Source organism: Duganella sp. HH101, from assembly GCF_001758795.1.
GTDB lineage: Bacteria > Pseudomonadota > Gammaproteobacteria > Burkholderiales > Burkholderiaceae_D > Rugamonas > Rugamonas rivuli.
This window is the reverse complement of record NZ_LRON01000001.1, coordinates 517,418-538,793: the sequence shown is the minus strand read 5'-3', so window position 1 is coordinate 538,793 and position 21,376 is coordinate 517,418. Positions and strand designations below refer to the sequence as shown.

Sequence of the window (21,376 nt, the reverse complement as noted above, 5' to 3'; positions counted from 1 at the left end):
CCTACTTCTCTGTGGCCGGCGCAAGGAAGCTGGCGGGGATGGCGTAGGCGATGCCGCTGGGCGCGCTGATGGCCGTCTCCTTGACGCCCTTGACGAACACCATATTGACCACGCCGATGACTTCACCCGTGTCGGGGTCGAACAGCGGGCTGCCGCTGTTGCCAGGATACGCGGTGCCATCGAGCTGGAACACGACATAGGACGATTTCTGCAATTGGTTCAGCACTTTAGCGTCGAGCTTGCTTGAGCTGGACGAGGGCGTGGCCACCGGAGTGATCGCGGATACCGTGCACCGGTGCGTGACTTGGCGCAGCCCGAGGACCATGCCAAGCGGAAAGCCCATGAAGGCCAGGGACTTCCCCTCCTGGACTGTGGCCGAGTTGCCCAGCTTGAGGGCGGGAAGCGGCGTGCCGCGCACGCGCAGGCGGGCGAGGTCATGTTCCTTGTCGATCATCGCGACGGTGGCAGCGCGGAACTGTGCGCTGTCGCCGTCGCGCACCAGCACGCCCATCGCGTCGCCCAGGTCCGTTCGCAGCAGTTCGTTGACGACGTGGGCGGCAGTGACGATGGTCAAGCCGTCTTCGATGACGAAGCCGGAGCCGATGAAGGACAAGGCGGGGCTGCGGGTTTTCTGGAAGCTGCCGATGCCAACGACGGATGGTTTGACCAGGCCGATGGTGCGGCTGAGTTCGTCTGCGGATGCCGGCAGAAGCAGGCTCAGCGCTAACAGCAGGGAAAAGGGGCGCGGTCTTGGCATGGGGAGCTCACGATGGAAGAGGTTGGATGAGCCGGCCGCAAGGCGGCGGCGCACAGCAGCAGCATGAAAAGCAAGGTGATGCGGGGCACGTCGAACAGGCTGTCGAACAGGCCGACTGTCTGCAGCGCCACCAGCGCGGCAAGGAAGGCGGTGGCTTCGGCCCGCTCGGCGGTGTCTTGCGCCCGCCGCACTAGCTCGGCGCCGGCGCTGCAGAGCAGGCCGGCATACGCCAGCAAGCCCGGCCAGCCCATTTCGACATACAGGTTCAAGCCGAGGTTCTTGACGTGCCAAGGAAGGTGGTGACGATCGCTGCTGAAAAACCAGTAGTCATTGACGTCTGAAAAACCGCCATTGCGCACCAGCTCTTGCTGATCGATTGATACGCGCAGACTGACGTTGTCGATATCCAGGGCGGCATGTTCGCCCTCCACGGATATCTCCAGTTGCACGGGCCGTTCCGATGAGCCGAGCAGGCCGGACGACAGTGGAAACTGCAGCCGCTGCCAATTGGGAGCGCGCAAAATTTGACGCAATGGAAGGGCAATGCATCCCTGCGGGTACAGTAGTTGCCGCTCGCATAAATTCACGTGCAGAAAGGCCGGTGGGCCGCTGTTGCGCGCATCCAGGGCCAGTACATAGGCGGTCTCCGGCTGCAAGGGAACGATGTGCAGCATGCGCAGCATCTCACCGTAACCGGCCTGGTAGTCGCCGGCGGTCAGGCGCAGATAGCGGTTGTCGTCCTGGACCAGATAGCGGTAGCCGGGCGGCACCTCGTGCTGCTGGTTGCGCCAGTAATAGAGCGATGGAAACTTGCCGAATCCCGCACCCAGCATGGCGGTATCCAGCGTGTCGTCCATCAAGGCCAAGGTTCGGCTCCAATGGCTCATTCGTGCGGACAGGTCGCTGCCCACGTTGGCAAAGCGTTCGGCGACGAAATAGCCATGGTAGGTCGGTATGGCGACGGCCAGCACGGCCGAGACGGCCATGAGCACCGTCACATTGCGGCGGTTGGGGCGCCAGGCGGGGCGCCGCGTCAAGAGGTTGAGCGTGATCGGCGACATGGCCATCAGTATCAGTCCGGCGCTCGGCGCCAGCGTTGCCGCGCCCGCGTGGTGGTAGGCGATCCATACCGTGCTGACCATGAGCCCGGCCAGCGCGGGCACGGCCAGCAGCGACAGCGTGCGGGAATATTGCAAGCTCAGCGCGAAAGCCAGACCTGAACACAGGAACATCAGATACGGTGCTTTCATGACCGCGACGGCAGGTTCGCCAACCGGCAGCAACCAGGCCAGCATCCCGGCCAAGCCCAGGCTGCATATCAGGCCGCTGATCAGTAGCGCAGGATGCCAGCTGCGGGCCGACAGCACCAGGGCTACCGACAACAAGCCCAGCGCCGCGGCGTAGCCCCGATAACCGCTGCTCGCAAACACCAGGCCGAGGCCGTACACGATCGCCATGGCGGCCACCGACGCGGCCGCCATGGTCCGCCAACGACGCCTCAGCAGGCCGGTTCGCGACCAGGCCGCCAGCGGAAAGCCTGCCAGGACGAGGAGGGCGAGGGCATAGGCGAGGTAGAGTCCGCGTGAGAACGTGGCGAGGCCGGCATAGAGGGACAGGGGCAGCAGCGTCATCGCCACCGTCTGGCGGACGGCGGAACGCGCTCCGAACAGCCAGGCTGCCAGCAGCGGAACGCTCATCGCAAGATAGCCATCCAGCGCCGCGCCGCCGGTGTGCATGGCCGAGAACGGCGCGGTGATGCGGTAGTCGCTGGCGAAATTGAGCAGGCCAGGGAACTGCCAACGTTCGCGTATGGCGGCCGCGAGTACGCCCGACAGTCCGAGCAGCATGCCGGGCAAGAAGAATTTTCGCAAGCCATCGAGCGCCGGCCCCGCCGCCTGTTTCAACGGCGGCAAGAGCACGAAGCCCCAAAACCAGGCCTTGCCTACCCGTAACGCGTTGTAGGGACTGAGATAGTTGTTGAAGGAATTGGCATCGATGGCTGGCAATGGCTGCAGGCCGCGCCACAAGCCGATGCAGCAGGCGATGCCCAATCCCCACAAGCTCAGATGGAACAGCGGCGGAAACCGCGGCTGCAGGGCCGAGCGGTCGAGACGCCAGTAGCAGAAGCCCGCCGTCAGGCAGAGCAGCACGTCGATTTCCTCGACGAAGAACCAGCCGGTATGCGGCGCCAGGTCCAGCACGGGTAGCAAAGCCGGCAAGGCCAGCAACCACAGCGCAGGCCGCCGCCACAGCAGCGCGCCATAGCCCAGCACGATCGCCGGCAGCCAGCTGCCATGCAGGGGATAGACGCTCAGCACCGCAATCGCAGCGCCGAAAAACAGCAGCGACAGCAGGCGGCAGCACCACGGGGGCAAGCGCATGGACGCCCTTAGCGCGGGCGAGCCGCGCGTTGTTCGCCGGACTTCGCCAGCGCAGCGCTCAGATGGTCGCGGATGTCGTTGTTGGCGGGGGCGATGGCGGCGGCGGACTTCAGCAAGGGCAGCGCGCGATCCAGCCGGCCTTGTTCCGCCAGCAGCCAGCCCAGCGTGTCCATCACCGATGCGTCCGCCGGCGCCAACTGATAGGCTTGTTCGGCCAAGGCCAGCGCACGCGGATCTTTTTTCTGCTGATACAACCACGCCAGATTGTTGAGCGCCATCGCATGGCGCGGTGACTGCTTGAGGATCTGCTCCAGCTGGGTCTGACTGGCGGAGAAATCCTTCTCGGCCAACAGACTGCTGGAAAAATACAAGCGTGTCGTCTGGTCGTCCGGATGGGCGTCCAGCCACTGCAGCACGCGGCTGCGGGCCTCGCGCGACTGGCCCGCTTGCAGCATGGCGCTGTGCAGCGGGATCAACAGGGCGCCCGACGGCTGCATGTCGTATGCCTTGCGGTACAAGGCCAGCGCCGGTTGCAGATGCTTTTGCGCCATCTGCACATCGGCTTCCAGCTTGTAGGGCAGCGCGGCATTGCCGGCGGTCTTCTGGAAGCCGCGCACCGCCTGCATGGCTTTGCCGTAGGCGCGCTGATCGAGCAACAACGTGACCAGGCCCACTTGCGCGGGCGCATAGTTCGCCTGCAGCGACAACGCCTTGTTAAGCGCTTGCAGCGCGCCGTCGCTGTCGCCGACGGCGCTGCGCAGGACCGCGATGCGCACCTGCACCTGGGGCGAACTGGGCTGGACCACCGCCAGCTTGACCAGATGGTCCAGCGCCGCGTCGTTATTGCGGTTGCGCAGTTGCAGCTCAGCCATGAAGGACAGCGCATCCGCATTGGCCGGGTTGGTCGCCAGCAGTTTTTGCATCAGCACCAACGCCTTGGGCAATTCCTTGTTGCGCACATAGAACTGCGCCAGCATCAGGTTCAGATCCGGCACGTCCGGATGTTCCCGGACAGCACGCTCCAGCCAGCCGCCGGCTTGCGCAGCCTGACCCTGCGAGATCGCCAGGTTCGCCAGCGCCGTCATGATATCGGCATTCTTGCCGTCCTTGGCCAGCGCCGCCTCCAGGCGCAACCTGGCTGGCCCGGGCCGCTTGTCGAACAGGTCCATCTGCGTCAGGTTGTCCAGCGCCGGCAAATACACGGGGTCGAGCGCCAGCGCGCGCTCGAAGGCGGTCCGGGCGCCGGCGCGGTCGCGGTTCATCAGCAGCACGCCGCCTTTCAGGTTTTGCACCATGGGGTTGTCGCCATTCTGGCTTTCCAGTTGTTTGACGGCGGCGAGCGCCTTGGCGTAGTCCTTGTTGCGCAGGTGGGTCAGGGCGAGCAGCACGCCGGCGCGCGACGATTTTCCGTCCAGGCTGGTGGCCCGCTCCAGCTCGGTGACGGCGCGCGCGGTGTCGCCCATGCCGATGTGGCTGACGGCGATCGCCGCGTGCAGCATCGACGTCTGCGGCGCCAGCGCGCTGGCCTTCTCGAAATAGCTGGCGGACTGGGGATACCGCCTCAGCCGCATATAGATTTCGCCGGCCAGCGACATCATTTCCAGGTCCTGCTGGTTGCTGTCGAACAGCGGCTCGACGATGGCCAGCGCCTGTTCCGGATTACCGCTTGCCATCAGCACCGCCGCCAGCTGTTTGCTCGCATAGGCATGACCGGGCTGCGCGTCCAGGAATTTTCTCAGGTGCTGCTCGGCCTGCGGGTAGTTGGCGAGGCCGCGCAATACCGTTCCCATCAGCAGATTGCCGGGCAAGTGATCGGGGGCGGCGCGCAAGACCAGTTGCAGACGTTCCTGCGCGGCCGCCAGCTTGCCTTCCCTGAAGTCGAGCAGCGCCTGGGTATAGGCGGCCATCAGGCTGTTCGGTGAAATCTTGCGCGCAACGGCGAGTTCGGCCCTGGCTTCATTCAGCTTTCCGGTCTGAATGTACAGGCTGGCGATGTCGATATGGGGCTGCACAAGCTCGGGGCCCAGCTTGAGCATGTGCTGATATGCCGTCAGTGCCCCGGCGGTTTGCCCCAGCGTGCGCAGCAGGTCGCCTTGCAGGCGCAGCGCGTCGAGGTCGTCGGGCGTCCCCTGCAGGGCTTGGGTAATCAGGCGCAGCGCCGTCTCCCGGTCATGCGCCTCCAGCGCCAGCCTGGCCTGGCCCAGCAAAGCGCCCGGCTGGCCGGGATGCTCGGCCAGCACTTGCGCGAAGACTGCGCGCCCCTCGTCCACGCGGTCCAGGCCGACCAGGGCGTGGCCGCGCAGGACCTGCAGCTGCGGCCGCCGCGGATCGGCCTTGATGTCTTCCAGCACCCTGGCGTATTGCCCTTGCAGCAGCAAGCTCTTGCCCAGCAGCGGCAGCACGTCGGCGCCTGGCACGCCCAGGTCCAGTGCGCGGCGCAATTCCTTGTCCGCCGACAGAACGTCGCCGGCGCCCAGGTACAGTTGCCCCAGCATCACCCGCGCGGGGCCGCTGGAGGGGTTGCGTTGCAGGACATTCTTGAGCTGGATCACGGCGGCGCGCGTATCGCCCGCGGCCCAATATTGCCTGGCCTCCGACATCAGTTGCTCGTCGCTTTGCATGCGGCCGCAAGCGGCAAGCAGCAGCAATACCCACAAGACACGCAACATGAGACTCTCCCTGGCGAACGGTATGACTAGAGTAGGAAGTCTGATCGCGCCGCCCTTTGATCGGTCGCAAACGGACACGCCTTGCCCTGCAATCGGCAGCCGTTTGCGCCACCTCAACAGCACGGCGGACACGCTCCGTAGAATCGGCCGAGACGTGTGGCCAACGCTAGGATGCGAGGTGACTTATGGAAGTCGTAGCCGTGGTGGGACTGGGATATGTGGGCTTGTCGCTGGCGGTCGCTTTCGGCGCGCGTCGCCGCACCATCGGCGTGGACCTGTCGGCGCGCAAGGTGGCCAGCTACCGGCGCGGGATCGATCCGGGCGGCGAAGTCTCCGCCGCGCAGTTCGCCGCGGCGCGCTGGCTGGAGATGGGCGGCGACGCCGCTGCGCTGAGCGAAGCCGACTACATCGTGGTCGCCGTGCCGACGCCGGTCGACGCCGCGCACAATCCGGATTTCTCCGCGCTGATCGGCGCCAGCCAGTCGGTGGGCCGCTATATGAAGGCGGGGGCAGTCGTGATCTACGAGTCCACCGTCTACCCCGGCGCGACCGAGGAAATCTGCATCCCCGTGCTGGAGCAGTGCTCGGGCCTGCGATGGCAGCGCGATTTCCACGTCGGCTTCTCGCCCGAGCGCATCAACCCCGGCGACAGCGAACACACGCTGGCAACGGTGCGCAAGATCGTCGCGGGTGACGACCACGCCACGCTGCAACGCGTCGCCGCGCTGTATGAGGAAGTGGTGGGCGCGGGCGTGCATCGCGCCTCCAGCATCATGGTCGCGGAGGCGGCCAAGGTGATCGAGAACACCCAGCGCGACCTCAACATCGCGCTGATGAACGAGCTGGCGATCATCTTCGACCGGCTCGATATCGACACGTTGGAGGTGCTGCAGGCTGCCGGCACCAAGTGGAATTTCCTGCCGTTCCGGCCTGGGCTGGTGGGCGGGCATTGCATCGGCGTCGATCCCTACTACCTGACGCACAAGGCCGAGATGCTGGGCTACCATCCGCACGTGATCCTCGCCGGGCGCCGCATCAACGATGGCATGGCCAAGTTCGTGGCTGAAAAAACCGTCAAGGAAATGGTGCGTGCCGGGTTCAAGCTCAAGGGCTGCCACGTCAACGTGCTGGGGCTGACGTTCAAGGAGAACTGCCCGGACCTCCGCAACTCCAAGGTGGCCGACCTGATTGCCGAGCTGGAGTCCTACGGCTTGCAGGTACACGTCCACGACCCGGTGGCGGACCCGGACGAGGCCCACCACGAATACGGCGTGCAGTTGCAGTCCTGGGAGGCGCTACCTTGCGCCGAGGCCCTGATCAGCGCAGTCGCGCATCGAGAACTCAGCGAAAGGCCCTTGCACCAGATCCGCGCCAAGATAGTCCAGGACGGCTGCTTCATCGACCTCAAATCCCAGTTCGACGAACGGGCCCTGCGGGAGAGCGGGCTCAGCGTATGGAGGCTGTGATGGCCGACTATGAAAACGGCACGCCGGCCACCACCAGCTACCAGGACGCGCGCGAGCACCTGCAGCAGCGGCAGTACCGCTGGGTAGTGACCGGCGCGGCCGGTTTCATCGGCTCGAACCTGCTGCAGACGCTGCTGGAACTTGGCCAGCGCGTCGCCGGGGTGGACAATTTCCTGACCGGTTATCACCACAACCTGGACCAGGTCAGGGACGCGGTCGGCGCGGAAGCCTGGCGCCGTTTCGAACTGATCGAAGGCGACATCCGCGACATGGCGACCTGCACCCAGGCCTGCGACCATGCCGACTTCGTCCTGCACCAGGCCGCGCTGGGCTCGGTGACGCGCTCCCTGCGCGAGCCTTTGCTGTGCAACGACATCAATATCGGCGGCTGGCTCAACGTGCTGGAGGCCGCGCGGCTGGCCGGCGTGCGGCGCATCGTGTACGCCGCCTCCAGCGCCAGCTATGGCGACCACCCGGCCCTGCCCAAGCAGGAGGCCCATGTCGGCAAGGCCCTGTCGCCTTACGCCCTGACCAAATACGTGAACGAACTTTACGCGGATGTGTATGCGCGATGCTACGGCACCGAAACGATAGGCCTCAGATATTTCAACGTGTTCGGTCCGCGCCAGGATCCGTCCGGCGCCTACGCCGCGGTCATCCCCCAGTGGATCGCGGCGATGATAGGGCGGCGCCGGCTGGTCATCAACGGCGACGGCGAAAGCAGCCGGGATTTCTGCTACGTCGCCAACGCCGTGCAGGCCAACTTGCTGGCGGCGCTGACCGAGCGCAAGGACGCCGTCAACCAGGTCTACAACGTCGCGCTCAATTCCCGAACCAGCCTGAACGAGCTCTATCTGATGCTGCACGGTCTGCTGGTGGAGCGCTATCCCCACCTGCGCGACTTCCAGCCGGAGTACGGCGAGTTCCGCGCCGGCGATGTCCGGCATTCGCAGGCCGATATCGCCAAGGCCAGGGAGCTGCTGGGCTACATGCCGACCCACGACCTGCGGCGCGGGCTCAGGCAGGCTTTGCGCTGGTATGTCCACTATCTGGGTGGCTGACCGTCAGCACCCGCTGCGCGCCACGAAAATCCACGGTGTGCAGCGTCACCGGTTTGTGCCAGATGCGGGCCACGTAGTTGAGCACCTGTTCCGCCGCCGCCAGGTCCAGGCCGCGGCCGTCGCTCGCATGGTCGTGCCGTAGCACCAGGCTTTGATCGTCGTGCACGCGGTCGACGGCGATGCGCGGCGCCCCGTAGTTGTAGCGGGGGCGCAGGATGGCCTCGCGCACCGCCTGTATGTCGCGGCTGAGCACGCGTGTTTCGCCATCCTTGCGCACCTGATAGCTGAACAAATCCAGCCGTTCCGCCAACGGCGCGTCCAGGTAGTTGCGGATAAAGCCGAAATCGTCCTCTTCCGCGCAAATGCGGCGTGCCGCCTCGATGCCATGCCGCTCGACGATATGCTCCCACATGCAGGACCCCAGATGGTAGGGATTGATCGCCAGGGCCAGCTGATGTTCGCCCGCATACGGTCGCACGACGTCGGAATGCACCTTGAGCGCCTGCAGATAGAGGGCATGCGGCAGGAATTCGGCCTCGCGCAGCAGCCGTGCGTGCCAATAGCATGCCCAGCCTTCATTCATGATCTGGCAGGCATGGACCGGATAGAAATAGAACGATTCCTCACGCACCGCCAGCAGGATATCTCGTTCCCAGTCCCGCAGCTCCGGCGCGTGGCGGGCGATGAACCACAGCAGGTCGTACTCCGGATATGGCGGCTGGCGCGGCCGCTCCACCGGCGCCGCATCCGGCGGCTTTCCGCCGGGCAGGGCTTGGTAGCGTTGCTGGAAGAGGCCGGGCGGCGATGGTTTCGCCGGCGTGGCGGCGGGGTAGGGCGGGCGATACAGCTCCTGCTGGATGTCGATGTGCGGCTCCAGCGCCAGCGCCGCGTCCAGCACGGCTTCGACGGCGGGCCGGCCGTGGCGCGCCAATGCCTGCTCCAGCCGGTGGGCCCTGGCGGCGCTCTGTTCCAGGATGTGCCCGCCGGCCATCTTCATGAAACGCTCGAACAGGGCGTTGCGGCGGACAAAATCCGCGTGGCCGATGACATGGGCGGCCACCAGCGTATTCTCGGCCAGGCTGTTTTGATTCATCAGGTAGGCCCGGCAGGGATCGCCGGGGAACATCACCTCGAAGATGCGCGAGTGCCCCATGTTCTGATGCAGCAACTGATGGATGTAGCGCAGCCCGAACGACCAGTGATGCATGCGCACCGGCACGCCGTAGACCGCAATTTCCAGCATGAAGTTTTGCGGCACCAGCTCGAAATCCACCGGGTAGTATTCGAGCCCGAGTTCTGCGGCCAATTGCTCGATGCGTGCGGTGTAGTCCTCCAGCTTGCTCACGCGCGCTCCTCTGCGGCGGCCTGCCGCACCAGGAATTGCTTCAGCGCGGAGACCACGTCTTCAGCATCGGTCAGCACCACGCTGGACAGCGGCAAGCCCTGGCGCTCGCGCTCTTTCCAGAGGCGGCCCATCTCGGTCTCCAGCATGCGCGGCATGCCGGGCAGGGTTTCGACATAGCCGAGATAGTTCATGCGGCCGGCCAACTGCCCCAACGACTGGCTGGCCGCTATCCGGTCTTCCGAAAAATTGTCGCCGTCCGAGGCATAGAACAGGTAGCTGTTGTAGCTGGCCGCATCATACTGCTCGTCCAGCAGCGATTGCGCGAGGTGGAAGCCGGTGGAAGCCATGGTGCCGCCCATGCCGCTGACCTCGAAGAAATCGCGCTCGTTGAATTCCCAGGCGCGTGCCGCATGCGCAAGAAAGCGCAGCTCCACGTGACGGTAGCTGCGCCGCAAGCCTTGCAGCGCCAGAAAAAAGAAGGTCTTGGCCAGACGCCGTTCAGGCTGCGTCATGCTGGTCGACACGTCGAGCATGAAGAACACCACCGCGCTGCTGCTCGGACGCGGCCGCTCCACCAGTTGGCGGAAGCGCAGATCGTCATTGGTGAAGGGTGCCGGCGCGTTCTGCACGGCACGACGCTTGATCGCCTCCTTGACGGTGCGGCGCCGGTCCAGCCGCGAGCGGGCGCCGTGCTTGTCCCAGCCGCGCTGCACGACCTCGGGCTGCTCCAGCGTGGCCTGGCCGCGCGGCTGCAACAACGGCAACTGGAATTCCTCCCACAGCCAGTCCAGGATGTCATCGACGGCAAGCTCCATCATCAGCGTCACCTCGCCCGGTGCATTGCCCGCGCCGCTGCCATCGCCATGCACGTCGTCCGCCGGCAACAGCAGATCGCCAGGCTGTCCCGGTCCCTGGCCGGCGCCGGTATTGCTGTTTCCTTCGGCCAGACGGAAACGCGCGTGCTCAAGTAGCCGCAGCGGTACCTGCACGCTGCGCTGGCCCGCCTCGCTCATCAGGTCCGGCGAGGCGATGATGTCCGGCAGATGGTCGCGCACGGCGCCGCGGACCTTGTCGTTGTGCCGCAACCAGTCGCGCGCGCCGCGGGAGAACAATTCGTACCAGTCGCGTTGATGGGTCTGCATCGTCCGGCCTCATTCCTGCGCCAGCAGCGTGGTGACATAGTTCAGCGCCTCGCGCGCGCCATGGCTGTCGTAGCCGTACTCGTCGACCAAGCGGCCCTCCACGGCGGATATCTTGGCGCGCACATCGTCGTCGGGGCGCTTGCTGGAACTGACCAGCCGCAACACGTCGCGCCGCTGCTCGAACAGGTATTGCTGCAACGCGTCGCGCAGCTGCGCGTGGCTGCCCAGGCCGAAGGGCTGGCCGCGCTTGTAGGCGCTCATGGCCTTGCGCACCACCTCTTGCCGGAACGATTGCTTGCCCGAATCGGAGATCGAAATCTTTTCCTCGACCGCGCGCAGGAAGCGTTCGTCCGGACGCCGCTCCTCGCAGGTGATGGGGTCTTTCACCTGCCGGTTGTCCAGCATGGCTTCGACCTCGTCCAGGTACTTGCCCAGCAGTTCCTCCACCTCTTGTTCGAAGGAGACGAACAAGGCCTTGTGCACATCCTCCTTGACCCAGCGGTTGTAGAAATCCTTGCGCGTCAATACGAGGTAGTCCACCCATTTGCGCTTGCGCGCCGATTCGATGCGGGCGTCGCTCTCGATGCCGTCCTTCAGTGCCAGCAGCAGGTCCATCGTGGTCAGGCTGCTGCGGGACGACTGGATGATGGCATTCGACAGGGCATTGATCACGAAGCGCGGCGACACGCCGGAAAGACCTTCGTCCGGCGCCCGGTCCTTGCCGCGTATCCGCTGCGCCTCGGCCTGGTGCACGCCGTCCACATCCTCGCCCGCATGGATGCGCACCCGCTTGGACAGCTCGCCGTCGCGCTCCTCGCCCTCGTGCAGCCGGGTCAGCACGGCGAACACCGCCGCCGCGTGCAGCACATGCGGATCCAGATGCACGCTGCGGAAGGCGGGCGCGGCCGCCAGGATCAGCTTGCGATAGATGCGCGCCTCTTCGCGATAGTTCAGCGTGTAGGGCACTTGCACGATCACCATGCGGTCCAGCAAGCCCTCGTTCTCGCTCTCCTGCAGGAACTTGCGGAACTCGGCGAGGTTGGTGTGCGCAAGGATGGTCTCGTCGAGATAGATCAGCGGAAAGCGCGCCACCTTGACGTTTTTCTCCTGCGTCAGCGTCAGCAGCAGGTACAGGAACTCGCGCTTGACCTTGAGGATTTCGATCATTTCCAGCATGCCGCGGCTGGCGGCATACACGGCGCCGGACCAGGACCATGCGCGCGGATCGCCCTCGTCGCCGAACTCGGCCACCTTGGACAGGTCAACCGAGCCGACCAGGTCGGCGATGTCGGCGGTATTCGGGTCATGCGGCGCATAAGTGCCGACGCCGCTGCGCCCGGCTTCGGAAATGAATATGCGCTCGACCGGCATGCGCAGGAAGTCGCCGCTCAGTTCATGCTCAAGCCGGGTGCGGCAGTGCGGACACAATTCGCCCGCCACCTCCACGCCATAGCTTGCGCGGAAACCGGAGCGCATGGTGTGCGGCACCAGGTGCAGCGGCGATTCATGCACCGGACAGCCGGCGATGCCGAACAGGGCGCCGGCATCGGTGTAGCTGTATTCCTCGAGCCCGCGCTTGAGGCGTATCACCAGCGTGGACTTGCCGCCCGAAGGCGGCCCCAGCAACAGCAGCAGCCGCCGGCCGACCTCGGATCCGGCCGCGGCCGCCTTGAAGTAGTCGGCCACGCGCGCCAGCGCATCGTCGATGCCGAACAGCTCGTCCGCGAACAGCGTGCAGCGCAGCTTGCCGTCCTCGCCCTGCTGTCCGCTCCAGCACAACATGTCCCAGATGTATTGATGCGAGCTGCGCACGAACTGGCAGGGCGCCGCCGGCAGCACCTGTTCCATGAACTGCGCGAAGCTGCCGCTCCAATGTCCCGCCCGGTGCTGACGCGTGAAGGCGTGCAATTGCTCCCTGTATAGTTCGCGTTGATCCATCGCCCCATTCCCTCCCGTGTGGTCAGCACATTCAAGTATCTGCGCTGGGGCAGCGGGGGCGTATGATCCGCGTCAAACGGAACCGGGGATATTTATGGCTGAAAATCAGTCAACGCGGTCCCATGGCGGCGTGCCGGCGAATTCCTCGACCAGGAAATCGATCATCACCCGCACCTTGGCGCTCAGGTGGCGGCGGCTGGGGTAGACCGCCAGCACATCGATATCGGGCATGTGGAATTCGGGTAGCACCTGCACCAGGGCGCCGGCGCGCAAGTCGGCCCCGACCAGGAAGCTCGGTTGCCAGATCACGCCCATGCCGCCCAGGGCGGCGCTGCGCGCGGTGTCGCCATTGTTGGTGTGCATGGCGCACGCCACCCTGACCGCGTGCGGCTGGTTCTGGGCGTCGAGCATCTGCCACTCGTCGGCGGTGGCCGCGTAGCTGTAGCCGATGCAGCGGTGCTTCAGCAGATCGGACGGCTGCAGCGGCATGCCGTACTCGGCGATGTAGGAGGGCGCGGCGCACAGGATGTTGCGCGAGGTGGCAAGCTTGCGCGCCACGTTGGACGCCGACCCGGCGCGCGAGATGCGGATCGCCATGTCATAGCCTTCCTCGACAATATCGACCACGCGGTCGATCAGCGCCACATCCAGTTGCACGTCGGGATACTTCTTCATGAACTTGGCCCACAACGGCGCCAGGTGCAGCACGCCGAAACTGAGCGGCGCGTTGATGCGCAGCACACCCTGCGGCTGCATGGTGGCCGAGGAAACGATCGCTTCGGCCTCGGCCACATCGTCGAGGATGGACTTGGCGCGTTCGAACAGCGCCTCGCCGCTGGAGGTCAGCGACATCTTGCGCGAGCTGCGGTTCAGCAGCCGGGTTTGCAGATGGGCTTCCAGGTCGCTGATGTAGCGGGTGACGTTGGCGGGCGAGGTGTCGAGCGCATCGGCCGCGCGGGCGAAACCTTCGCGTCGCACCACTTCGACGAACACCTCCAGCGCACGCAACCTGTCCATACACGACTCCCATTCATGTTTTATAAAGTATAAATCAGCAAGAAAATAAAAAAGCCGCAGCACCCGGGTGGTGTTGCGGCTCTATGGCGGGGCAGACAAGTCGCTCAGCGCGGAATGTAATTCACGTTGGCGGCTTCTTTGATCACGCGGCTGGCGCTGATCGCGGTATTGCCGCTTTGCACAGCTGCGGTGTTACCGTGGTACATGCCGACCAAACCGACCGCGGCCTGGGCATCGCCGGCACTGGCGGCGCGTTCGAACAAGCGCATGGCTTCATTGCGTTTGGCGGGGTTGGACAGGTAACGCAGCGCCAGTTCGCGCTGGGCCACCGGGGAGCCCTGATCGGCCCATTCCTGCAGCCGGCGCTCGGCGGCTGCCTGGCCCTGCGGACCCAACTGCGTGGCCATGGCTTCAATCACGGTCGGCGAGGGCACCGCGTCTTCCTGCGCCTGGCAGGCGATCAACGCGCCCACCAGAACCAGTACCGACGATACCAGCACGCCAGACTTGTTGAATAATTCCATATTTTAGTTACCCTTGGTTAAAGCAGTACCACTGTCGGCGAGGAAAGCCTTCCTACAATTCTGTCCAAGGCTAAAACCCGAGGCCGTCTGCTGCGGCGCTTCAAGTCCGGCGGGCGCGTCTGCCGCGCTCCGTCGCATTGCACCATTATACTTGCACCGGGACAAATTATCAATTGCGCAAGATGCTCAAACGCAATAATTCCCTCTTTCTATTCTACAAAATTGCAGAAAAACACAGCGCACGCCAGGTATCGCCTTGCTAGTCTGCCGTCATTTGCTGATCCGGAGGGGATATTATCACGAAGCTTTTGCCGCTCCTGAACGCAAGCTGATATTCAGGGTAACAATTGTAACCATTCGTTAAGGGGCCGCGAAAAGCCGCGAGGCGACATCCTTGGTTGCAATGCAGCACAAGTAAAAATTCATATTTACTGAACAATATGCCCGAATTTAGTTGAGCGCAATCTCTGCGTCAGGATAAATCGTTGAGTGTGGCGCAGGAATCGACGGCGGCAGAGCAAACCCCGCAGTTACCGCCGGTGACAGTGGTATGGAGCCAGTCAGGCTAAGCCTGGGCCGTTTGTCCGCTTTGAGGCGGGTTGCGTTGCAGCCAGGCATCGGCTGACTGCAATACCAGCTGGTATTCGGATTCCAGTGCGGCAAACAGCGGGGGAATTTGATCCGGTTGGCGCTCGGCGATGGCCTGCTCCAGCTTGAGCGAGGCCGCCACCAGCCGCTTGGCGCCCAGCGTGCCGATCGAGCCGCGCAGGCTGTGCAGCGTCTTGCCGGCGTCGGTGTAGCGCTCTTCGCGCAGCGCGGCGGCGGCCTGCTGCACCGGCGCCATGCCGGGCGCGCAGGCGTCGCGCACGATCTTCGAGACGATGGTCAGCGCCTTGCCGTCATTACCCATGTACTTGAGCAAAGTATCGACCGAAAAGATGGTCTCCTCGGTTGCCGGCGGGGTGGCGTCAGACATGCATCGCTCCATGAAGGTGGGTTTTATTTATCATACTCTCTCCAGCCATGCGCTACGTGCTGGATTGTTGCAATTATGCAGTATTTCGGCCTGTTATTGCTGTCCATCATGGAATTGCTGCGCCAACGTCTGCAACGGCGTGTTGGACGGCGGCGGCAGCGCCACGCCGGCCGGCGGCGCCACGCGCACCGGTTTGCCGCCGCTGGCGGACGAGTGCAACACGTTGCCGGTGGCTTCAGGCGCGGCGTCCCAGACCGGCTTGTCCAGTCCTTCAAACACGCTCTTCAATTGATGGCCCCAGGTATTGCGTATCATCTGGAAGTACTGGTTGCGTTCGTCGATGGTGACGAAATGGGTCACGGCCAGCTGTTCGTTACCGTAGACCAGCAAATCCAGCGGCAGTCCTACCGACACATTGGAGCGCAAGGTGGAATCCATGGAGATCAGCGCGCACTTGGCGGCGTCGTCCAGGCTGGTGGCGGGCGTCACCACGCGGTCGATGATGGGCTTGCCGTATTTGGCCTCGCCGATCTGGAAATACGTGCTTTCGTCGTGCGATTCGATGAAGTTACCGGCCGAATAGATCTGGAACAGGCGACAGCGCTCGCCCTTGATCTGGCCGCCGAAAATGATGCTGACATTGAAGTCGATGCCGAACTCGGCCAGCGCCTTGGCTTCGCGCTCATGCACCTGGCGCACGGCGTCGCCCAGGATGCGGGCGGCTTCGTGCATGCTGGTGGCGCTCCAGATGCTGCGGCCGTCGGCGTTCTGCTGCTCGGCCACCAGCTGGCGTATCGATTGCGAGATCGACAGATTGCCGGCGGTCATCATCACCATCATGCGCTCGCCGGGTATCTCGAACACGCTCATCTTGCGGAAGGTGCCCACCTGGTCCACTCCGGCGTTGGTGCGCGAATCCGATAAAAACACCAGCCCGGCATCCAGGCGCATGCCCACACAATAGGTCATCGTTGCAAGTTATTGATTAGAAGAATAAATATTGTACACCCCTCATTGGGGCACGATCTGCACATCCACGCTCATCGACTCCATGCCGCCGCCGCGCCGCACGCCGCGCACCGGCGCCGCCGCATCGTAGTCGCGGCCGATGGCCAGGCGGCAATACGCATCCGTCATCAGGCGCGCGTGGGTCACGTCGATGCTGACCCAGCCGCTGTAGTCGCGGTCCTCGGCCCAGGCGTCGACCCAGGCGTGGCTGGCCGCGTGGTCGCTGGTTTCCGGGTCGATATAGCCGGACACATAGCGCGCCGGTATCCCGTGCGCATGGCAGCAGGCCAGGAACAGGTGGGCATGGTCCTGGCACACGCCCTGGCCCAGCGCCAGCGCGTCGCTGGCCGTGGTGGTGACGGCGGTCGCACCGCTTTGATACCGGACCGCACCAAAGATGTGCTCCGCCAGGCACATCAAGTCCCTGGTCTGCGCCTTGCCTTCCGGCAGGCAGGACGCGGCCAGCTCCAGGATGCCGGGCGTCTGCTCCGTCAGCCGCGTCGACACCGTGTAGATCAGCGGCGACAGGCTGTCGCCATTGGGTATGCGGCCCTGTTTCGGGCTGCTGGTCTCGACCACGCCGCCGGCCACGATGGCCAGCCCCTGGTGCGGCAGGTTCATCGTCATCATGTGCGACAGGTTGCCGTAGGCGTCAGTGTACCCATGCACATGGCCGGGCATGGCGATCTGCCAGGACAGCACGTGCTGCTGCGCCTCCACGCGCGGCGTCAGGTGCAGCTGCTGGATGGTGTAGGCCAGCGGCGTGCTGTAGGTGTAGCGGGTTTCATGGCGTATCGTCAGTTGCATAACATGGCCTCGTGTCGTCAAGCCGCCAGCGGCACCAGGAAATCGCGGCTGACGCGGTTGCCCAGTTGATAAATGTCCGACAAAAAGCCGGTCAGGGTGTCGTGCAGGCCAGCCGCGAGGATATCGTCGATCTTGCCGAACTGAAGCTCCGCGTGCAGCTTGCCGGCGCAGCGTTCGGTATCGGCCGACACATCGTTGCGCACCTCGCGCAGATTCTGCACCACCTCGTCCATGCAGGCCAGCAGCGAGCGCGGCATGTCGGCGCGCAGCATCAGCAGCTCGGCGATGCGCGCCGGGGTGATGACGTCGCGGTACACCTTGCGGTAGATCTCGAAGCCCGATACCGAACGCAGCAACGCGCCCCAGTAGTAAAAGTCGCGCTGGGTCATGGCCTCGCCGGTGTTGTCGGCGCCGCCGCCGTGGAACTTCACGTCCAGGATGCGGGCGGTGTTGTCGGCCCGCTCCAGGAAGGTGCCCAGCCGGATGAAATGCACGGCCTCGTCGCGCAACATGGTGCCGACCGTGACGCCGCGCGACAGGTGGGAACGGAACTTGACCCACTCGAAGAACTTGCTGGGATCGGTTTCCAGCAGATCGCTGTTCAAGCGCTTCTGCATGTCGAGCCAGGTCTGGTTCTGGATTTCCCACACTTCCGTGGTCAGCGTGCCGCGCACCGCGCGGGCATTCTCGCGCGCCTCGGTCAGGCAGGCCACGATGGAGGAGGGATTGTCCGGATCGCGCACCATGAAATCGATGACGGCGCGCGCTTCCAGCGTATCGTACTTGCGGTCGAAGGCGGACTGCAGCTCGGAGATGCCGAGCATGGCCCGCCAGCCCTGGAGGTTTTCCTCGTCGGACTGCGGCAGCATCGACGTTTGCACGTTGACGTCCAGCATGCGGGCGGTGTTTTCGGCGCGCTCGGTGTAGCGCGCCATCCAGAACAGATGATCGGCGGTGCGGCTTAACATGGGGTCTCCTTAGCGTTCCAAAATCCAGGTATCCTTGGTGCCGCCGCCTTGCGACGAGTTCACCACCAGCGAACCTTCCTGCAGCGCCACGCGGGTCAGGCCGCCCGGCACCATGGAAATGGTCTTGCCCGACAACACAAACGGGCGCAGGTCGATATGGCGCGGCGCGATGCCGTTCTCGACGTAGGTCGGGCAGGCCGACAAGGCCAGCGTCGGCTGGGCGATGTAGCCGTCCGGCCTGGCCAGCAGGCGCTGGCGGAAGTCCTCGATCTGCTGTTTGCTCGAGGCCGGCCCGACCAGCATGCCGTAGCCGCCCGCGCCGTGCACTTCCTTGACCACCAGCTCCGGCAGATGGGCCAGCGTGTAGGCCAGATCCTCTTTCTTGCGGCATTGGTAGGTCGGCACATTGTTCAGCACCGGCTCTTCCGACAGATAGAACTTGATCATGTCCGGCACAAACGGGTAGATGGACTTGTCGTCCGCCACGCCGGTGCCGATGGCGTTGGCCAGCGTCACGCGGCCGGCGCGATACACCGACAGCAGCCCCGGCACACCCAGCGAGGAATCCGAACGGAACGCCAGCGGATCGAGGAAATCGTCGTCCAGCCGGCGATAGATCACGTCCACCCGCCAGGGGCCGCGCGTGGTGCGCATGAACACGGTGTTGTCGCTGACAAACAAGTCCTTGCCCTCGACCAGTTCCACGCCCATCTGCTGCGCCAGGAAGGCGTGTTCGAAGTAGGCCGAGTTGTACATGCCCGGCGTCATCACCACCACCGTCGGGTCGTTGATGCCCATGGGCGCGACCGAACGCAGGTTGTCGAGCAGCAGATCGGGATAGTGGTCGACCGGGGCGATCTTGTTGCGCGCGAACAGCTCGGGGAACAGCCGCATCATCATCTTGCGGTCTTCCAGCATGTAGGAGACGCCGGACGGCACCCGCAGATTATCTTCCAGCACGTAGAACTCGCCCTGGCCGGCGCGCACGATGTCGACCCCGGCGATATGCGCATAGATGTCCGACACCACCTTGATGCCCTGCATCTCCGGCCGGTACTGCGCGTTGCGGTAGATCTGCTCGGCGGGGATGATGCCCGCCTTGATGATGTTCTGGTCGTGATAGATATCGTGGATGAACATGTTCAGCGCGCGGACGCGCTGCACCAGCCCGGTTTGCAGCTGCTTCCACTCGGCCGCCGGAATGATGCGCGGTATGGTGTCGAAGGGGATCAGGCGCTCGGTGCCCGCGTCGTCGCCATACACGGCGAAGGTGATGCCGACCCGGCGGAAGGTCAGGTCGGCCTCGGCGCGCTTGCGTTCGATGGTCTCGGCCGGCTGGCGCTGCAGCCAGCCGCAGAACTCGCGGTAGTGTTCGCGGACCTCGGCGCTGGCATGGTGGGCCAGGCCGTCGGCGGTCATTTCGTTGAAGAAGTTAGCCATGTCGGACATTCCCTGTTGAACACGTTTAACTTCTATCAAGAAACGTGCCAGACGAAATGCCCGGTTTTGGTGCGCCTATTTGGCCAGGTCGATCTGCCAGAAGCCGCTGCTGGTCTCGGTCTTGCGGGCTATCAGGGCCGGCGGCAGGCTGACGTTCAGCGCCGCCATCCGGGCAGGGTCGACCATCACTGTCGGCGTCTCCTGGCGCAGGATGGGCATCACGTCGGGCTTGGTGTGGCGCTGCAGGATCTTGGCGGCCTGGTTGCCGGCCAGCCGGCCGACCTGGGTGAAGTCCGCGCCCACGTACAGCGCCGCGCCGGGTACGCGCACCATCGCCAGCGTCACCACCGGCACCTTGTTCTCGATGCCGAACTCGCCCAGGTCGATGGCCGCCTCGTAGCGGTGCAGGCCGTAGTAGGTGTCCAGCGGCACGGCGAACATCTCGACGCCGCGGCCGGCGCCATACAGTTCCTTCAGCGATGGCGCGATATGGGCGGTCTTGTTCACCAGCCGGGAACTGACATCCAGGCCCAGCGGCTTGCCGTTGCGGGTCGCCGCCGCCACATTGGCCACGCCGTTCTCGTCGTCGGTGTGCACCATGCCGATGCGGCGCACATTGGGAAACACATCCTTGACCAGCTTCAGCGAGTCGGACATGTCGGTGTACAGGGTGGAGCCGGTCACGCCTTCGCCGGCGTCGACCAGCGACACGCAGCCCGCATCCTCGGGATTGGCTACTGCCGTGAACACCAGCGGGATATGCGCATCGGCCAGCATGCCGCGCGCGTACTTGGTGGCCGGCGTACCGATGGTCAGCACCAGGTCGGGCTTGGCGTTGACGATGCGGCCGGTCTCCTGGCGGATGCGCAGCAGCACGCCGAGCTTGCTCCAGAAGCCGCCTTTTTCGACGTCGAAATCGATCGCCACGCGGTGGATGCTGAGGTTTTTGCCGGCCACCAGGCCGCTTGTCTGCAGCGATTTGATGAAGCCGTTATAGGCTTCCTGATAGGGTTCGATATCCGTGACCTGCAGCACTTCGACCTTGAAGACACGGGTATCGTCCATGGTTTCCGGCGGCAGCGGTTCAAACGCGAGGGAGTTGCCGGCACAGAGGGCCAGCGCGAGCAGGGGGATGGCGAGGGATTTTTGCATGGTGGGTCTAATTGCTGTCAATGCAACAATTAGACCAGAGATGCCCGCCAGGCATGCTTGCTATCGCATGCCTTGACGAGCCAATGTGCGCGTTCTGTGGGCCAGTTGCTACAGGTTGCCGCTGCCGCTGCCGGGATTGGAGCTGCTGCCGCTGTAGCCCGGGTCGCTTTGCAGGCTGCCGCTGCTGCTGCCCATCACGCTGCCGCTGGCGGTGCGGGCGCCCGGCACGTTCTGCTGGGTGCCGTAGAAGTCGTGGATCTGGGTGCTGAATTCGGTGCTGGCCATGTCCGGCCAGTTATCCTTGTTGAAGCCAGGTGCGTTTTTCAGGTGGTCCTTCGAGACGTCCAGCAGGAAGCGCTTGTTGGCGGTGTCCAGCTGCAATGCCTGCCATGGCACGGCGAACAGCTTGTCGCCCATGCCCAGCCAGCCGCCGAAGGACAGCACCGCATAGGCAACCTGGCCGTGGCGCATGTCGAGCATGATTTCCTTGATGTCGCCCAGGTCTTCGTCCTGGTGGTTGTAGACGTCCTCGCCGATCAGCGTGTCGGCGCCCATCAGGCGGGGGCCGGGGCCGCTGTTGTCCGAGGTGTCGCTGTAAATGCCATACGTATCGCGGTCTAGGTAGCTCATGGTGGTCTCCAGATGGTGAGTAAGGTCCCGCATTCGGTAACGCGGTGACAGGACTCATCATGCTTGGAGCGCGACCGTACAGGTATAGGTGCGCG

17 protein-coding genes are annotated in these 21,376 nt (G+C 64.4%); 2 read left to right on the top strand and 15 right to left on the bottom strand.

All coding sequences use genetic code 11. The annotated features are described in order from the left end of the window. Position 1: 1 nt before the first annotated feature. The 3 genes from DUGA2_RS01985 to prsT are packed head-to-tail and all read right to left on the bottom strand — an operon-like array spanning position 2 to position 5,807. On the bottom strand, positions 2–757 hold the full coding sequence (locus DUGA2_RS01985) for a serine protease (protein WP_070266926.1): 756 nt from the start codon (positions 755–757) through the stop codon (positions 2–4). Beyond that, on the bottom strand, positions 724–3,138 hold the full coding sequence (locus tag DUGA2_RS01980) for a hypothetical protein (RefSeq protein WP_070266925.1): 2,415 nt from the start codon (positions 3,136–3,138) through the stop codon (positions 724–726). Before DUGA2_RS01980 ends, DUGA2_RS01985 begins: the two co-directional genes overlap by 34 nt. An 8-nt stretch (positions 3,139–3,146) precedes the next feature. Continuing rightward, on the bottom strand, positions 3,147–5,807 hold the full coding sequence (prsT, locus tag DUGA2_RS01975) for an XrtA/PEP-CTERM system TPR-repeat protein PrsT (protein ID WP_071658837.1): 2,661 nt from the start codon (positions 5,805–5,807) through the stop codon (positions 3,147–3,149). 185 nt (positions 5,808–5,992) lie between these two features. On the opposite strand from prsT, the gene DUGA2_RS01970 reads away from it, so the two are divergent. Beyond that, positions 5,993–7,273, top strand: coding sequence for a nucleotide sugar dehydrogenase (locus DUGA2_RS01970; RefSeq protein ID WP_070266923.1), 1,281 nt, complete (start codon positions 5,993–5,995; stop codon positions 7,271–7,273). Next, positions 7,273–8,334: an SDR family oxidoreductase gene (locus tag DUGA2_RS01965; RefSeq protein ID WP_070266922.1), complete on the top strand. Its 1,062-nt coding sequence runs from the start codon at positions 7,273–7,275 to the stop codon at positions 8,332–8,334. Before DUGA2_RS01970 ends, DUGA2_RS01965 begins: the two co-directional genes overlap by 1 nt. On the opposite strand, the gene DUGA2_RS01960 is transcribed toward DUGA2_RS01965, so the two are convergent. From DUGA2_RS01960 to DUGA2_RS01905, 12 genes are all read right to left on the bottom strand, one after another. Continuing rightward, positions 8,291–9,679 carry a SpoVR family protein gene (locus DUGA2_RS01960; protein ID WP_070266921.1) on the bottom strand — a complete coding sequence of 463 codons (1,389 nt, stop codon included), beginning with the start codon at positions 9,677–9,679 and terminating at the stop codon, positions 8,291–8,293. The two genes, DUGA2_RS01965 and DUGA2_RS01960, sit on opposite strands and share 44 nt — an antisense overlap. After that, positions 9,676–10,821: a DUF444 family protein gene (locus DUGA2_RS01955; protein WP_070266920.1), complete on the bottom strand. Its 1,146-nt coding sequence runs from the start codon at positions 10,819–10,821 to the stop codon at positions 9,676–9,678. The genes DUGA2_RS01960 and DUGA2_RS01955 overlap by 4 nt, the downstream gene beginning before the upstream one ends. Positions 10,822–10,830: 9 nt before the next feature. Further along, a complete protein-coding gene (locus DUGA2_RS01950; RefSeq protein WP_070266919.1) occupies positions 10,831–12,759 on the bottom strand; it encodes a serine protein kinase in 1,929 nt (642 codons plus the stop codon). 105 nt (positions 12,760–12,864) lie between these two features. Continuing rightward, positions 12,865–13,776, bottom strand: a complete 912-nt coding sequence (locus DUGA2_RS01945; RefSeq protein ID WP_070266918.1) for a LysR family transcriptional regulator — start codon at positions 13,774–13,776, stop codon at positions 12,865–12,867. A 104-nt stretch (positions 13,777–13,880) separates the two neighbouring features. After that, positions 13,881–14,300, bottom strand: a complete 420-nt coding sequence (locus DUGA2_RS01940; protein WP_070266917.1) for a hypothetical protein — start codon at positions 14,298–14,300, stop codon at positions 13,881–13,883. A gap of 565 nt (positions 14,301–14,865) precedes the next feature. Then, complete coding sequence (locus DUGA2_RS01935) at positions 14,866–15,276, bottom strand: Hpt domain-containing protein (RefSeq protein ID WP_070266916.1); 411 nt, start codon at positions 15,274–15,276, stop codon at positions 14,866–14,868. A gap of 93 nt (positions 15,277–15,369) precedes the next feature. Beyond that, a complete protein-coding gene (locus DUGA2_RS01930) occupies positions 15,370–16,245 on the bottom strand; it encodes a peptidase (RefSeq protein WP_070266915.1) in 876 nt (291 codons plus the stop codon). 42 nt (positions 16,246–16,287) lie between these two features. Next, complete coding sequence (locus DUGA2_RS01925) at positions 16,288–17,091, bottom strand: transglutaminase family protein (protein WP_070266914.1); 804 nt, start codon at positions 17,089–17,091, stop codon at positions 16,288–16,290. Between the two features lie 17 nt (positions 17,092–17,108). Continuing rightward, entirely contained in the window at positions 17,109–18,059 is a 951-nt protein-coding gene (locus tag DUGA2_RS01920; RefSeq protein WP_070266913.1) for an alpha-E domain-containing protein, read from the bottom strand. A 9-nt stretch (positions 18,060–18,068) separates the two neighbouring features. Continuing rightward, the gene (locus DUGA2_RS01915; RefSeq protein WP_070267095.1) at positions 18,069–19,499 is read right to left on the bottom strand and encodes a circularly permuted type 2 ATP-grasp protein; all 1,431 of its coding nucleotides are present in this window, start codon (positions 19,497–19,499) and stop codon (positions 18,069–18,071) included. A gap of 75 nt (positions 19,500–19,574) precedes the next feature. After that, positions 19,575–20,651 (bottom strand): ABC transporter substrate-binding protein, encoded by a 1,077-nt coding sequence (locus DUGA2_RS01910; protein WP_070266912.1) that lies wholly within the window; start codon positions 20,649–20,651, stop codon positions 19,575–19,577. A gap of 108 nt (positions 20,652–20,759) precedes the next feature. Beyond that, a complete protein-coding gene (locus DUGA2_RS01905; RefSeq protein WP_070266911.1) occupies positions 20,760–21,281 on the bottom strand; it encodes a PRC-barrel domain-containing protein in 522 nt (173 codons plus the stop codon). Positions 21,282–21,376: the final 95 nt, after the last annotated feature.